11 protein-coding genes and 1 pseudogene are annotated in these 15,601 nt (G+C 71.0%); all 12 read right to left on the bottom strand.

Going from position 1 to position 15,601, the window contains the following annotated elements:
* Positions 1-147: 147 nt before the first annotated feature.
* Positions 148-1,053 carry a guanylate kinase gene (gene gmk / locus BJP65_RS01560; RefSeq protein WP_055940218.1) on the bottom strand — a complete coding sequence of 302 codons (906 nt, stop codon included), beginning with the start codon at positions 1,051-1,053 and terminating at the stop codon, positions 148-150.
* Complete coding sequence (gene pyrF, locus BJP65_RS01555; RefSeq protein WP_055940220.1) at positions 1,046-1,906, bottom strand: orotidine-5'-phosphate decarboxylase; 861 nt, start codon at positions 1,904-1,906, stop codon at positions 1,046-1,048. Before pyrF ends, gmk begins: the two co-directional genes overlap by 8 nt.
* Positions 1,903-5,190, bottom strand: a complete 3,288-nt coding sequence (gene carB / locus BJP65_RS01550; protein ID WP_070408008.1) for a carbamoyl-phosphate synthase large subunit — start codon at positions 5,188-5,190, stop codon at positions 1,903-1,905. Before carB ends, pyrF begins: the two co-directional genes overlap by 4 nt.
* Positions 5,183-6,352, bottom strand: coding sequence for a glutamine-hydrolyzing carbamoyl-phosphate synthase small subunit (gene carA, locus BJP65_RS01545; RefSeq protein ID WP_055837389.1), 1,170 nt, complete (start codon positions 6,350-6,352; stop codon positions 5,183-5,185). The genes carB and carA overlap by 8 nt, the downstream gene beginning before the upstream one ends.
* Entirely contained in the window at positions 6,349-6,852 is a 504-nt protein-coding gene (locus BJP65_RS01540; protein ID WP_070408007.1) for a hypothetical protein, read from the bottom strand. The genes carA and BJP65_RS01540 overlap by 4 nt, the downstream gene beginning before the upstream one ends.
* A complete protein-coding gene (locus BJP65_RS01535; protein WP_055940223.1) occupies positions 6,849-8,171 on the bottom strand; it encodes a dihydroorotase in 1,323 nt (440 codons plus the stop codon). The genes BJP65_RS01540 and BJP65_RS01535 overlap by 4 nt, the downstream gene beginning before the upstream one ends.
* A pseudogene (locus BJP65_RS01530) lies at positions 8,168-9,135 on the bottom strand (aspartate carbamoyltransferase catalytic subunit). Before BJP65_RS01530 ends, BJP65_RS01535 begins: the two are co-directional and overlap by 4 nt.
* Positions 9,132-9,662, bottom strand: coding sequence for a bifunctional pyr operon transcriptional regulator/uracil phosphoribosyltransferase PyrR (gene pyrR, locus BJP65_RS01525; protein ID WP_055837376.1), 531 nt, complete (start codon positions 9,660-9,662; stop codon positions 9,132-9,134). The pseudogene BJP65_RS01530 and the gene pyrR overlap by 4 nt, the downstream one beginning before the upstream one ends.
* A 127-nt stretch (positions 9,663-9,789) precedes the next feature.
* The gene (locus tag BJP65_RS01520) at positions 9,790-11,352 is read right to left on the bottom strand and encodes a Rieske 2Fe-2S domain-containing protein (RefSeq protein WP_070408006.1); all 1,563 of its coding nucleotides are present in this window, start codon (positions 11,350-11,352) and stop codon (positions 9,790-9,792) included.
* Between the two features lie 120 nt (positions 11,353-11,472).
* Positions 11,473-14,421 carry a DEAD/DEAH box helicase gene (locus tag BJP65_RS01515; protein ID WP_070408005.1) on the bottom strand — a complete coding sequence of 983 codons (2,949 nt, stop codon included), beginning with the start codon at positions 14,419-14,421 and terminating at the stop codon, positions 11,473-11,475.
* A gap of 142 nt (positions 14,422-14,563) precedes the next feature.
* A complete protein-coding gene (gene nusB, locus BJP65_RS01510; protein ID WP_055837367.1) occupies positions 14,564-14,974 on the bottom strand; it encodes a transcription antitermination factor NusB in 411 nt (136 codons plus the stop codon).
* Between the two features lie 2 nt (positions 14,975-14,976).
* Complete coding sequence (efp, locus tag BJP65_RS01505; RefSeq protein ID WP_055837365.1) at positions 14,977-15,537, bottom strand: elongation factor P; 561 nt, start codon at positions 15,535-15,537, stop codon at positions 14,977-14,979.
* Between the last annotated feature and the right edge of the window lie 64 nt (positions 15,538-15,601).

Below are 15,601 nucleotides of genomic sequence, written 5' to 3'. Positions count from 1 at the left end.
CGGCCCGCGCCCCGAGCCGGCCCGCGCGCCAAACCGGCCCGCGCGCCAAACCGGCCCGCGCGCCAAACCGGCCCGCGCGCCGAGCCGACCCGCGCGCCGAGCCAACCCGAGCCCGGCCGAACCACGCCGCAACGGGTCGGCGACGCGTCAGTGCTGCGCGGCGGCCAGGGCGACGACGTCGGCGGCGGCCGACGCCACGTCTTCGTTCACGACGCGGTAGTCGAACTCGTTCTGGGCCGCGAGTTCCACGCGGGCGGTGCGCAGGCGTCGGGCGCGCTCCTCGGCGTCTTCGGTTCCGCGTCCGACCAGGCGCTGGACGAGTTCGTCCCAGCTGGGCGGGAGCAGGAAGACCAGGGTCGCCGAGGGATCGGCCGCCCGCACCTGGCGCGCGCCCTGCAGGTCGATCTCGAGCAGGGCGGTGCCGCCGTCGGCGAGCACCCGCTCGATGGGCTCGCGGGGCGTGCCGTACCGGTTCTTGTTGTGCACGACCGCCCACTCCAGCAGCGCACCGGTGGCGACCAGACGGTCGAACTCGGCGTCGTCGACGAAGTAGTAGTGCTCGCCCTCGACCTCGCCGGGACGGGGCGCGCGCGTCGTCGCCGAGACCGAGAGGTGGATCTCGGGGTAGTGCTCCTTGATGTGCGCCGCCACCGTTCCCTTGCCGACCGCGGTGGGACCGGCCAGCACGATGAGGCGGCTGCGTCCGTCACGCGGCCCGGGCTCGGGCCACCGGCCGTCGAGGAAGGCGCGCAATGCGTCGCGCTGACGGGTGCCGAGGCCCCCCAGGCGCTTGACCGGCGAGATGCCGAGCGAGGCGAGGATGCGGTCGCGCTTGCTCTCGCCGATCGCGGGGATCGCGGTGAGGAACTCGGTGACGCGCATGGCCCCGGCCGCCGACAGCGGGTCGGCGAGTCCCCGCCGAAGGAGCTCCTGCGGCGAGATCACGCGCGTCGACACGTCGCGCTTGAGCGCGGCGCGCTCGCGACGCGCCTCGACGGCGCGGCGCGAGGCGGCGGCGCGGTCGACCTCGGGCGGGCGACGGGTCTCAGCCATGCAGGGTCTCCCGGTAGAGCGCGGCGCGCTGATCGATGCGGGCGGCCAGACGATCGGGTCCGACCGCGAGGATGCTCCGGCTCTCGTTGGCCACGACCGCCTTCGCGACGTAGCCGAAGAGGCGGCCCAGGTCGGCGGGCTCGGCACCCTGCGCGCCGAAGCCGGGAGCCAGGATCGGCATGCCCGCCAGCGCGACGTCGCCGAGGCCGAAGGCGGCGCGGTCGACCGTGGCGCCCACCACCACGCCGATCGGGCCCAGGGCTCCGGGCGCTCCGAGGTTGGCCTCGTTGATGTCGTGCGCGACGCGCGCGGCGACGTGCTCGTGATCGCCGACGGCGAGGGCGTCGTCGACGATCGCGCTCTGCACGGCCCGTGCCTCGGGGTTGCTCGTCGCGGTGAGGACGAAGGCGCCCTTGCGGTGATGCACCGCGAGCGAGAGCGTGGCGCGCAGCGAATCGGCGCCCAGATACGGCGTCAGGGTCACGGCGTCGGCTTCGAGCGGCGAACCGGGCTCGAGCCAGGCGTGGGCGTAGCCCTCCATCGTCGTGCCGATGTCGCCGCGCTTGGCGTCGGCGATCACCAGCAGACCCGCCGCGCGGGCCTCGGCCATCACGTCTTCGAGCGCGGCGAAGCCCTTCGAGCCGTACCGCTCGAAGAACGCCACCTGCGGCTTGACCACCCCGACCCGGCCGACGGCGGCCTCGACCACCCGCAGACCGAACTCCCGGGCGCCCTGGGCCGTGGCATCCAGCCCCCACGCCGACAGGAGTGCGGCGTGGGGGTCGATGCCGACGCACAGGGCGCCGTGGGTGTCGAGGGCGGCGCTGAGCCGCTGGCCGAACGTTTCGCTCACAGACGCCCCGCGCGATCGATGGCGTACTCCTGCAGGCTCCGCACCTCGAAGCCGTCCTTCATGGCGCCGAGGGCGCTCACGGCGGCACCCAGGACGGCCATCGTGGTGAACAGTGCCTTGTCGGCGGCCACGGCCGCCGCGCGGATCTCGTACCCGTCGGCGCGGGCCGTGCCGCCGCTGGGCGTGTTGACGATCATGTCGATCTCGCCCGCGTTGATGAGGTCGACGACGTTCTGCTGACCCGACCCCTGCGTCTCGGAGTACTTCTCGACGACCTGCACCTTGATGCCGTTGCGGGCCAGGATCTCGGCCGTGCCCTCGGTGGCCATCAGCTCGAAGCCGAGCTCCTGCAGACGGTGGGCCGGCAGGATGACGGCGCGCTTGTCGGCGTCGGCGACCGAGATGAACACGGTACCCGAGGTGGGCATGCCGCCGTAGGCGGCCTCCTGCGACTTCGCGAACGCCGTCGGGAAGTCGCGGTCGATGCCCATGACCTCACCGGTCGAGCGCATCTCGGGTCCGAGCACCGAGTCGACGGTGTGACCGTCGGCGGTGCGGAACCGCTTGAACGGCAGCACGGCCTCTTTCACGGCGACGGGTGCGTCGAGCGGCACGCGGGAACCGTCGCCCTCGGGCAGCAGCCCCTCGGCGATGAGCTCGGCGATGGTGTCACCGACCATGATGCGGCTGGCGGCCTTCGCGAGCGGAATACCGAGGGCCTTCGACACGAACGGCACCGTGCGGCTGGCGCGGGGGTTGGCCTCGATCACGTAGAGCACGCCGGCCGAGATCGCGAACTGCACGTTGAGCAGCCCCCGCACGCCGACGCCCTTCGCGATCGCGAGGGTGGCCTCGCGCACACGGTCGACCTCGGTGCGACCGAGGCTCACCGGCGGAAGGGTGCACGAGGAGTCACCGGAGTGGATGCCGGCTTCTTCGAGGTGCTCCATGACGCCGCCGATGTACAGGTCGGTGCCGTCGTAGAGTGCGTCGACGTCGAGCTCGATCGCGTCGTCGAGGAAGCGGTCGACCAGCAGCGGCAGGCCGGGTCCGATGATCGCCTGGTCGGCGACGCGCACGAAGTAGTCGCGCAGGGCGTCGGTCGAGTAGACGATCTCCATGCCGCGGCCGCCGAGCACGAAGCTGGGGCGCACGAGCACGGGGTAGCCGATCTCCTCGGCGATCGCCACGGCGCCGTCGACGTCGATCGCTGTGCCGCTGCGGGGGGCCACGAGACCCGCCTCGTCGAGCAGACGCGAGAACAGCTCGCGCTCCTCGGCGAGGTCGATCGCCTCGGGGCTGGTGCCCAGGATCGTGTAACCGGCGGCCTCGATGCCCTTCGCCAGGCCCAGCGGCGTCTGGCCGCCCAGCTGGCAGACGACACCGAGGATCGTGCCCGACTGCGCCTCGGCGTGCAGCACCTCGAGCACGTCCTCGAGCGTCAGCGGCTCGAAGTACAGGCGGTCGCTGGTGTCGTAGTCGGTCGAGACGGTCTCGGGGTTGCAGTTGACCATGACGGTCTCGTACCCGGCATCCGACAGCGCGAACGACGCGTGCACGCACGAGTAGTCGAACTCGACGCCCTGGCCGATGCGGTTCGGGCCCGAGCCGATGATGACGACCTTCGTGCGGTCCGAGGGCGTGACCTCGGTCTCGACGTCGTAGCTGGAGTAGTGGTACGGCGTGAGCGCCGGGAACTCCCCCGCGCAGGTGTCGACCGTCTTGTAGACCGGGCGCACGTCGAGGGAGTACCGGATGCCGCGCACCTCGGCCTCGTCGAGACCGCGGATCTGGGCGATCTGCACGTCGCTGAAGCCGTGGTCCTTCGCGAGACGGAGGGTGTCGGCGTCGAGGGTCTCGGCCTGTGCGATGAAGCCGGCGACCTCGTTGATGAGCACGATCTGGTCGATGAACCACGGGTCGATCGCCGTCGCGTCGAACGCCTGCTGGGGGGTCGCGCCCAGGCGCAGCGCCTGCTGCAGCACGACGATGCGGCCGTCGGTCGGCTTCTTCGACACCTCGAGCAGCTCGTCGACAGAACGCGACTCCTCGCCCCAGTGGAAGCTGGATCCGCGCTTCTCGAGCGAGCGGAGCGCCTTCTGCAGGGCGGTCGTGTAGTTGCGGCCGATGGCCATGGCCTCGCCGACCGACTTCATGGTCGTGGTGAGCGTGGTGTCGGCGGCGGGGAACTTCTCGAAGTTGAACCGCGGCACCTTGACCACGACGTAGTCGAGCGTGGGCTCGAAGCTCGCCGGGGTCACCTTGGTGATGTCGTTGGGGATCTCGTCGAGGCGGTAGCCGATCGCGAGCTTGGCGGCGATCTTGGCGATCGGGAAGCCCGTGGCCTTGGACGCCAGGGCCGAGGATCGCGAGACGCGCGGGTTCATCTCGATGACGATGATGCGGCCGGTCGCGGGGTCGACCGCGAACTGGATGTTGCAGCCGCCGGTGTCGACGCCCACGGCGCGGATGATGTCGATGCCGATGTCGCGGAGCTTCTGGTACTCGCGGTCGGTGAGCGTCAGCGCCGGGGCCACGGTGATCGAGTCCCCCGTGTGCACGCCGACCGGGTCGACGTTCTCGATCGAGCAGACGACCACCGTGTTGTCGGCGGTGTCGCGCATGAGCTCGAGCTCGTACTCCTTCCACCCGAGGATCGACTCCTCGAGCAGCACCTCGCTGGTGGGCGAGTCGTGCAGGCCCGCGCCGCCGATGCGGCGGAGGTCGTTCTCGTCGTAGGCGAAGCCCGAGCCGAGGCCGCCCATGGTGAAGCTGGGTCGGACCACCAGCGGGTACCCGAGCTTCTCGGCGCCGGCGATCAGTTCGTCCATCGAGTGGCAGATGACGGATGCCGCGACATCGGCGCCCGCCTCGAGCACGAGCTCCTTGAAGATCTGACGGTCCTCGCCCTTGTTGATCGCCTCGAAGTCGGCGCCGATGAGCTCGACGTCGTACTTCTCGAGGATGCCGAGCTTGTGCAGCGCGATCGCCGCGTTCAGCGCCGTCTGTCCACCGAGCGTGGGGAGGATGGCATCCGGCTTCTCTTTGGCGATGATCGTCTCGATCACCTCGGGGGTGATCGGCTCGATGTAGGTCGCGTCGGCGAAGTCGGGGTCGGTCATGATCGTCGCCGGGTTGGAGTTGACGAGGATGACGCGCACCCCCTCTTCGCGGAGCACGCGGCACGCCTGGGTGCCGGAGTAGTCGAACTCGCAGGCCTGACCGATGACGATCGGGCCGGAGCCGATGACGAGGACGGAGTGGATGTCGTCGCGCTTAGGCATTCTTCTTCTCCTGGGTGGCGATAACCATGTCGCGGAAGCGGTCGAACAGGTAGTTGGCGTCGTGCGGGCCGGCGGCGGCCTCGGGGTGGTACTGCACGCTGAACGCGGGGATGTCGAGGGCGCGGAGGCCCTCGACCACGTTGTCGTTGAGACCGATGTGGCTCACCTCGACGCGGCCGAAGCCGGCGGGGCTGTCGACCACGGCGTCCAGCGGAGCGTCGACCGCGAAGCCGTGGTTCTGCGAGGTGATCTCGACGCGCCCGGTGGTCTTGTCGAGCACGGGCTGGTTGATGCCGCGGTGGCCGAAGGGCAGCTTGTAGGTGCCGAAGCCCAGGGCGCGCCCCAGCAGCTGGTTGCCGAAGCAGATGCCGAAGAACGGCAGTCCGTCGCCGAGGACGGCGCGCAGCAGCTCGACGTGCTGGTCGGAGGCCGCGGGGTCGCCGGGGCCGTTGGAGTAGAACGCGGCGACCGGCTCGATGGCGCGGATCTCGTCGATCGTCGCGGACTGCGGGAAGACGTGCACGTCGAAGCCGCGGGCGGCGAGGTTGTCGATCGTCGAGGTCTTCACGCCCAGGTCGAGCACGGCGAGGTTGCCGATGCGCTCCGCGGTGGCGGCGGTCACCTCGACCTCGGTGACGGACACCTCGGCGCTCAGGTTGCGCCCGGCCATGCCGGGAGCCTCGCGGACGCGGCGCAGCTGCTCGTCGGCATCGAGGTTCGCGAGCTCGCCCGAGAAGACGCCGCCGCGCATGCTGCCCGAGGAGCGGATGCGACGGGTGACGGCGCGGGTGTCGATACCCGAGATGCCGACGATGCCGTCTTCGACGAGCGCGTCGTCGAGCGAGCGGTCGGCGCGCCAGTTCGACACCATGCGCGAGGGGTCGCGCACGACGTAGCCGGCGACCCAGATGCGGCGCGATTCGGGGTCCTCGTCGTTCACCCCGGTGTTGCCGATGTGCGGGGCGGTCTGCAGCACGATCTGGCCCGCGTACGAGGGGTCGGTGATCGTCTCCTGGTAGCCGGTCATGCCGGTGGCGAAGACGACCTCGCCGAGGGTCTCGCCGCGCTGGCCGTACGCGCGGCCGGTGTAGCGGGTGCCGTCTTCGAGGACCAGGACGGCGGGGTCTCGCGAGATGAGTGAGGAAAGGGTCACGGCGGTCATGCGTCGCTTCCTGTCGTGAGGATGAGGGGACGGATGGCGTCGGCGAGAGCTTTCGCCGAGGCATCCTGGGGTCGGAGGTAGGTGTCGACGACGGTGTTGTCGTCGATGCGCCAGCTGATGCGCGTCAGGCCGTCGCGCTCGACCACGCGGTCGATGGCGACGGTGGCCTGAGCGGCATCCACCAGGCGGTCGCGGGTGAGCGCGATGCGGGGCTGGCCGGGCAGGTCGAGGGCGACACCGAGGGTCGTGACCGTGATGTCGACGCGGGAGCGGAAACCGAGACCCTTGATGGCGAGGCGCTCGAGCGGCTCGTCGTGACGGGTCGTGGCGACGTAGAGCCCCGGGAACATCGCCGTTTCGACGGCGTTCTCGGGCAGCTCCCCCACCGGGACCGTGTAGCGCGCATCGCGCCGCGTTCGTCGCACCCAGGCCCAGGCCAGCAGCGCCAGCAGCACGACGGCGACGCCGGCCATGACCAGCAGGGCTCCTTCGCGGCTCACGCGAGCACCCCGGGGGCGTCGAGCAGGGCGCCGTCGACGACCGTGGGGATGCCACGACGCACGGTCCAGCGCACCTCGCCCGGCAGCTCGCGGCCGAGGTACGGCGAGTTCTTGCTGCGGCCGCGCAGGTCGCCCACCCCGAAGGGGCGCGAGGGGCGCGGGTCGTACAGCGTGAACGACGCGGCCTGTCCCGCGGTCAGCGGGGTGCCGTGCCCGTCGAGACGGCCGATGCGCGCGGGGGCGGCCGACATGACCCGGGCGACGTCGGCCCAGTCGAGCAGGCCCGTGTCGACCATGGCCAGCTGCACGACGCGCAGCGCGCTCTCGAGGCCGACCATGCCGTTCGCCGCGGCGGCCCACTCGCAGGCCTTCGCCTCGGCGGGGTGCGGGGCGTGGTCGGTGGCGACGATGTCGATCGTGCCGTCGGCCAGGCCCTCGCGCACGGCCAGGACGTCTTCTTCGCGGCGCAGCGGCGGGTTGACCTTGAACCGCGCGTCGTAGTCGCGCACGAGTTCGTCGGTCAGCAGCAGGTGGTGCGGGGTGACCTCGGCGGTCACGTTCACGCCGCGCTTCTTGGCCCAGCGGATGATGTCGACCGACCCCGCGGTGCTGAGGTGGCAGACGTGCAGGCGCGAGCCCACATGTTCGGCCAGCAGCACGTCGCGGGCGATGATCGATTCTTCGGCGACGGCCGGCCAGCCGGTCAGGCCCAGTTCGGCCGAGACGGCGCCCTCGTTCATCTGCGCGCCCTCGGTGAGCCGCGGGTCTTGCGCGTGCTGGGCGACGACGCCGTCGAACGCCTTCACGTACTCGAGCGCTCGGCGCATGATGAGCGGGTCGAACACGCAGAAGCCGTCGTCGCTGAAGACCCGGACGCGCGCGCGGGAGTCCGCCATCGCGCCGAGCTCGGCGAGCCGCTCGCCCTTCTGGCCGACCGTGACCGCACCGATGGGCTGCACGTGCACGTACCCGGCCGCCTCGCCCAGCGCGAGCTCCTGCTCGACGACTCCGGCGGTGTCGGCGGTGGGCGAAGTATTGGGCATGGCGAAGACGGTGGTGAATCCGCCGGCCGCGGCGGCTCGCGATCCGGTGAGGACGGTCTCGGATGCCTCGAACCCGGGCTCGCGCAGGTGCACGTGCAGGTCGACCAGGCCGGGGAGGGCGATCAGTCCGTCGGCGTCGACGACGGTGGCACCCGCGTGCGACAGACCCGAGCCGGTCTCGACGATGACCCCGTCGCGCACCAGGAGGTCGGTGGCATCCCGTCCCTCGACGCGCGCGCCGCGGACCAGAAGCGTCTGGGAGGGGGCGTGGCTCATCGAAGGTCCTCTTTCTCGGTGTCGGGCCGCTCGCCCGCCAGCAGCAGGTACAGCACGGCCATTCGCACGGAGACGCCGTTCGTGACCTGCTCGAGCACCGTCGAGCGGGGGAATCGGCGGCTTCGGCGGAGATCTCCAGACCCCGGTTCATGGGGCCGGGGTGCAGAACGATGCTACCGCCCGGCAGGGCCTCCAAACGCCGCGCGTCGAGACCGTAGCGTCGTGAATACTCCCGTTCAGTCGGGAAATACGCGGCGTTCATGCGTTCCAGCTGGATGCGGAGCATCATGAGCGCGTCGGGCTCTTGCGCGATGGCGTGGTCGAGGTCGTAGTCGATCTCGACCGGCCAGCCGCGCACGTCCTGGGGAACGAGCGTGGGGGGTGCGACGAGGGTCACGTGCGCGCCGAGGGTGTGCAGCAGCCAGACGTTCGACCGCGCCACGCGCGAGTGCAGCACGTCGCCGACGATCGTGACCCGGATGCCGGCCAGGTCGCGCCCGCGGCTGTCGTCGCCGAACAGACGCTTGCGGATCGTGAACGCGTCGAGCAGCGCCTGGGTGGGGTGCTCGTGCGTACCGTCGCCGGCGTTCACGACCCCGGCGGTGATCCATCCGCTGGTCGCAAGCGTCCGCGGGGCGCCGGACGCGCCGTGGCGGATCACCACGGCATCCGCCCCCATCGCCTGGAGCGTCTGGGCGGTGTCCTGCAGGGACTCGCCCTTGCTGACGCTGGAGCCCTTCGCCGAGAAGTTGATGACGTCTGCGCTCAGGCGCTTCGCCGCCGCCTCGAACGAGATGCGGGTGCGCGTGGAGTCCTCGAAGAAGAGGTTGACCACGGTCTTGCCCCGCAGCGTGGGGAGCTTCTTGTTCTCGCGGCGCTGGGTGTCGGCCATGTCCTCGGCGACGTCGAGGATCGACAGGGCCGCGGTGCGCGAGAGGTGCTGGGTGTCGAGGAGGTGCCTCATGATCCGATCGTCACCTCTTCGATGCCGTCGATCTCGGCGAGGCGCACGTTGACGCGTTCGTCGCGGGCGCTGGGGAGGTTCTTGCCCACGAAGTCGGGGCGGATCGGCAGCTCGCGGTGCCCCCGGTCGATCAGGGTCGCGAGGCGCACGGCCGCGGGGCGGCCGATGTCCTGCAGCGCGTCGAGCGCGGCGCGGATGCTGCGGCCCGAGAACAGCACGTCGTCGATGAGCACGACGACCCGGCCGTCGATGCCGCCGGCGGGGATCTCGGTCTTGCGCGGCGCCCGGGTGGGGTTGCGGTGCAGATCGTCGCGGTACATCGTCACGTCGAGCGAGCCGACCGGGACCGGCGCTCCCCCGAATTCGCTGACGAGCGGCCCGATGCGGTTCGCGAGCGTGACGCCGCGGGTCGGGATGCCGAGGAGGACGAGTCCCTCCGGTCCCTTGTTGGACTCCAGGATCTCGTGCGAGATGCGCGTCAAAGCGCGGGCGATGTCGGCATCGTGCATAACGGTGCGCGTACTCATCCGTCGCTCCCTTCTCCGCCTCACGGGACGGGGTTAAAGGTTGCTGTGGTTCGTGGTCGAGTCTAGCGGGTGGATGCCGTGACGGCAGGTCCGGGACGGTGGCGCCGTGGCGCCCGCGGCCGCGGGCTCAGCCCGCGGCGACCTCGGCCGTCTCGGCGGCGCGCGTCGAGCGGATCGGGTGACCCGTCGTCGTCAGGCAGCGGCCCGTCGCCAGGTCCCACTTCCAGTCGTGCAGCGAACAGGTCAGCACGCCGTCCTCGATCTTGCCGGTCTTGGTCAGGTCGGCGCGCAGGTGCGGGCACCGACGCTGCACGGTCCAGCCGTCGATCTCGGCATCCTCGGTCTGATCCGACTGCTCGGCGTACCAGTTCTCGACGTATTCGATGCGGTCGCGCGACAGGCACTTGAGGAACGTGGTGAGGAACTCGTTGAACTTGCCCGAGCGACCGACCTCGAACTGCATCGACAGGAAGATCGAGTTCGACCAGTCGATCTCGTGGTCGCGGATGTTCGTCGACACCAGGTCGGCGGGGATCGTGTACCAGTAGATGCAGTCCTCGCCGGCGTACTCGCGCACCTTCGCCTTGGGGAAGTCCACGACCATGTCGAGCTCGCCGATGCGGAAGCGCACCGCTCCCCCGACGCCGTTGCGGATCGTGCGCGCGCGGCGCAGCAGCGGCTCCCACCACTCCTTGATCGCGGCCAGCATCTCGGCGGGCGGCAGGATCTCGGCGCGCGACGCCACCTCCGCGGCGACCTCGCTCTGGCGCGCGTCGCGCTGCTCGGCGAGGTAGTTCCACTTGTCGCCGAAGACCCGGTCGATCTCGGCGTCGGTGTAGAGCGTCTGCGTCACGGTGACGTCGGACCCCCGCACCTCGACCTCGGCGCCGGGGAGGAACAGGTAGCCCTTCTGATCGGGGCGCTGCTGCTTCATGTGCGCGAGGAACTCCCGCTGATCCGTGAAGATCGAGTCGTTCTCGAGGCCGGTGCCGTTGTAGCGGAAGAGCTCTTCGCGCAGGAACATCGGCGGTCCCGCCATGGGGAAGACGTGCTCGGCATCCACCTTCTCGATGTAGTACATCGCGCGCTTGTTCTGCGCGTCGCGCTTGAGCTGCGCGAAGTTCTCTTTCGCATCGAGCGGCAGGTCGTAGACCATGGGCCACCAGATGGCGCCCGACACCTGCGTGAAGTAGGCGTCGGGCTTGCCGAAGTCCATGAGCTTCTCGAGGTCGAGGGGATGCGAGTCGTTCTGGTTGAGGATCGACGCGGTTCCGTCGTCGACCGACAGCGACGAGTCGCCGATGGGGCCGTCGGAGGGGGCGCGCAGCGGCGTGATCATGAGCTTCAGATCCCCGTACTGCAGGGGGACGCCCGCTTCGGTGCGCACCAGGTTCGTGTACCCGAGGGCCACCAGGTCGCGCTCGAGGTCGTCGGTGGGGTACTCCGGCAGCAGCACGCGGATGTCCTTCGACACGTACCGCTCGAGCACCGCCGGGTCGAAGTGATCGCGGTGGCGGTGCGAGATGTAGAGGAAGTCCGCCGCGCCGTACCGCTCCCAGTCGAGCTGGCGGTTGTCGGGGAACGGGAACCACGAGCCGAAGAAGCTCGGACCGATGACCGGGTCGCAGAGGATGCTGCCACCCGCGGTCTCGATGAACATGCCCGCGTGGCCGAGGCCGGTGATTCTCATGTCGCTCCTGTGTCGTTGGCGAACCTGACGAGTCTACGCGGGGGTGGCTGAACGGGTTCGGGGAGCCACGGCGGGTCGCTCGCGAGAACGGATGCCGGGGTGCCCGCGCTGCGCCCCGCGTCAGGGCCCCAGCAGCCCCCGGATGTCGTCGGCGTCGAGCGAGGCCGCGAAGGCGTCGTCGTCGTCGATCACGGCGTCGAACAGCGCCGCCTTGCGGTGCTGCAATGCCCGCACCTTCTCTTCGACCGTGCCCGCGGCGATGAGCCGGTAGACGAACACGCTCCGGGTCTGGCCGATGCGGTGGGCGCGGTCGATGGCCTGCGACTCCGCGGCGGGGTTCCACCAGGGGTCGAGAACGAACACGTACTCGGCCTCGGTGAGGGTCAGCCCGAAACCCCCGGCCTTGAGGCTGATGAGGAACACCGGGGCGTCTCCCCCGCGGAAGCCCTCGATCACCTCGCCGCGGCGAGCCGTGCTGCCGTCGAGATGGGCGTAGGCCAGGCCCGCGGCATCCAATCGCGCGGCGGCCAGGTCGAGGAACGAGGTGAACTGGCTGAAGACCAGCGCGCGATGCCCCTCGGCGGCGACCTCGACGAGACGCTCCAGCAGCACGTCGAGCTTGGCCGAGCCCAGGTGCGCGTCGTGCTCGTCGACGAGGCCCGGGGCCAGCGCCAGCATGCGCAGCAGCGTCAGCGAGCGGAAGACGATGAAGCGCTGCCGGTCGAGGTCGTCGAGCAGCCCGAGCACCTTCTGCCGCTCACGCTGCAGCACCCGGTCGTAGAGCTCCTGGTGCGCGGGCCCCAGGGCGACCGCGATCTCCTGCTCCTGCTTGGGCGGGAGATCGGAGGCCACGACGTCTTTCGTGCGGCGCAGGAGGAAGGGCCGCACGCGGCGGCGGAGACGGTCCAGCGTCTTCTCGCGGTGCGCGCCGGCCGCGGCGGCCGACAGCGCGGTGGGCGCGTCGGCGGGAAGTTGCTCGATCGCGCGCGTGTAGTCCTCGCGGAACTGCCGGATCGACGGGAACAGTCCGGGCGCGGTCAGCGCGAGCAGGGCCCACAGATCGTCGAGGCCGTTCTCGATGGGGGTGCCGGTCGCCGCGAACACCGCGTCGGTGCGCAGCGCCGCGATCGCGCGATGGATGCGGGTCGCCGGGTTCTTCACGAACTGCGCCTCGTCGAGCACGACCCCCGCCCAGTGCGGGCCGGCGAACTCGTCGGCATCGGCGCGCACGACCCCGTACGGGGCGACCACGATGTCGACGTCGGCGGCGACCTCGGCGATGGTGCGGTCGCGACGGACGGCGGTGGCTTCGACGACGGCGACCCGCAGGCCGGGAGCGAACCGCGCGGCCTCGTCGCGCCACGTCGGCAGCACCGAGGTCGGGGCGACCACCAGCCACGGCCGCTCGTCGCCGAGGTTTCTCGCGTGGGCGATGAGGGCGAGCAGCTGCAGGGTCTTGCCGAGCCCCATGTCGTCGGCCAGGATTCCCCCCAGTCGATGCCGGTGCAGCAGGGCCAGCCACGACAGGCCCTCGCGCTGGTACGGGCGCAGCTCGGCGCGGAATCCGGGGGGCGTCGGCACTCGCGGCACGTCGGCGACGTCGCGCAGGGCGCGGGCGAGCCGGCGCCACTCGACCGCCGCCTCGGACTGGTCGGCGACGTCTTCGAACTCCGCCCACAGCGACAGATGGGTGCGCGGCAGGCGCGGCCCGGCCTCCCACTCGTCGAGGGCCGCCGCCTCGTCGAGCAGATCGCGGAGCCGCTGCAGAGCGGGGTGCGCGAGCGAGAACCACGCGCCGTCGGAGAGCTTGATGCGCGTGCGCCCGCGGGAGAGAGCCGAGAACAGGGTGGCGAACGGGATCGTCCGACCCTCGATCGTCACCACGATCCCCAGGTCGAACCAGTCGCGGTCGACGGACTCCACCGCCGTGATGCGCAGCGAGGGGTCGCCCCGGAGCTCGCGGAACGACGGTGCCGTGCCGGTCGCGCGCACCCGCACCTCGTCGAGCAGGTCGACGGCGGGGAGCACGCGCGAGACGAACACCGCCGCGTCGGCGTCGCGCAGCGTGGCGCGCGCCGTCACCGGCAGGTCGGATGCCGCCAGCCACGCCGTCTCGAATCGTTCGCCGATCTGCGCTTCGGCGCGGGGGTCGCGCTCGGGGTCGTCGGCCGTGGCGTCGTAGGCGACGCGGTGCGTGCCGGGGTACGCCCAGGTGAGGACGAAGGCCACGTCGTCGTCGGCGTACGTCACGGCGACTTCGAGGGTCGGCCGCGGCGGCGGTGGGGCCGGAACCCCCGCCCCCACCGACAGCGGAGCGCGCCGGGCGAGGCGGGGGTACATCTCGGCCAGGAACTCCGCCGCATCGGCCGACGAGACCTCGACGACCCCGCCGCTGAGAAGGGCCGGCAGGGGCGCCGGCAGCTCGACGGCGGCGAGCACGATCGGCACCGGGTCGCGGTCGAGTTCGTAGGCGAACAGCCCCGCGGCGCCGAGGGCGCGCGCGTGGGCGGCGTCGACGCGCCGCTCGTCGATCTCGAGGTCGGCCGAGACGCGCAGCGCTCCCCCGCCCACCGCGTCGAGCGCCACGCGCGCGGTGGCGGTGCGCGCGAGGCGGACGCTCTGCTGCGCATGCATCGGCACGATCCGGATGCCGAGCACCTCGCCGCTGCGCAGGAGCGGCCACAGCAGGGGCGAGTCGGCGGCGTCGAGGGCGACCGTATCGCCGGACGGCGCGAAGGGGCCGGTGGTGCGCAGCGCCTGGGCCAGCGCGTGCAGTTCGGCGAACCAGCGCACGTGCGCGGGGTCGAAGCGACCCGACGATCGGCGCACGGCATCCCAGGTGGCATCGGCGCGGATCCAGGCGTCGCGGGCTCCGCGCACGAGCGGACGTGCGACCAACTGCAGGTCGTCTTGGCGCTGGGCGAGCGAGCGCGGGGTCACCGGCACGACCGCGCGGGCCTCCCACCGCGCCGGGTCGTACGCCTCGCGCTGGCGCAGCTCGACGCCCAGGGCGAGCGGCTCGAAAGCGGTCGTCTCGCCCGCGGGGACGAGGTCGCGCCACGAGGTCACGGGAGCATCCTGCCGGGAGCCTCCGACATCGGCGCGGGTGCGGGCGCCGGACGCGCGGACGCCCGGGTCTCGGCATCCGCGAAACGACGCGACGCGACCGCCGACACCGGGTCGGGGCCGCGTCGGAACACGTCGAGAGGGGTCAGGACGAACGCGCGATGCGCGCCAGCACGCCGTGCACGAACGAGCCGGAGTCGTCGGTCGAGAACTCCTTGGCCAGCTCCACGGCCTCGTCGATGGCGACGGCCACGGGAACCTCGTCGTTGTAGAGGATCTCCCACGCGGCCATCCGCAGCAGGGCACGGTCGACGGCCGGCATGCGCTGGAGCGACCAGTCCTTCGAGAACGTGGTGATCTGCTCGTCGATGGCGTCGCGGTTGTCGATCACGCCGTCGACGATGTCGCGGGCGTACAGCCACGAGGCTTCACGCGCGGGCTCGGATGCCGCGCGCTTGGCCTCGGCGGCCAGCATGATCGCGAGCTCTTCGCCGCGCACGTCGGCCTGGAAAAGAATGTCGAGGGCGCGCTTGCGCGCCTTGGTACGGGCGCTCAACGTCAGCTGATGCGACCGAGGTAGTCACCCGTGCGGGTGTCGACCTTGATCTTCGTGCCGGTCTCGAGGAACAGCGGAACCTGCATCTCGTAACCGGTCTCGACGGTGGCGGGCTTGGTGCCGGCCGACGAGCGGTCGCCCTGCAGGCCCGGCTCGGTGTAGGTGACCTCGAGGATGACCGACGGCGGCATCTCGACGTAGAGCGGGTTGCCGTTGTTCAGCGCGATCTGCACCTGCTGGTTCTCGAGCAGGAAGTTGGCCGCGTCGCCGACGGTGGCGGCTCCCACGGTGATCTGGTCGTAGTCGAGCACGTCCATGAAGACGAAGCCGTCACCGTCGTTGTAGAGGTAGGTGAAGTCGCGGCGGTCGACGTTCTCGGTCTCGATCTTCGCGCCGGCGTTGAACGTCTTGTCGACGACCTTGCCGCTCATGACGTTCTTGAGCTTGGTGCGGACGAACGCGCCGCCCTTGCCGGGCTTGACGTGCTGGAACTCCACGACGCTCCAGAGCTGACCGTCGATGTTCAGGACGACGCCGTTCTTGATGTCTGCGGTGGATGCCATGAGGTCGCTGTTCCGTTTCGTGTGAGGAGGGTCCGCGCTGTGGCGCGCACCCGGCGACCGAGTC

The organism is Microbacterium sp. BH-3-3-3 (genome assembly GCF_001792815.1).
Taxonomy (GTDB): domain Bacteria; phylum Actinomycetota; class Actinomycetes; order Actinomycetales; family Microbacteriaceae; genus Microbacterium.
This window is presented reverse-complemented; position numbering and strand designations above follow the sequence as displayed.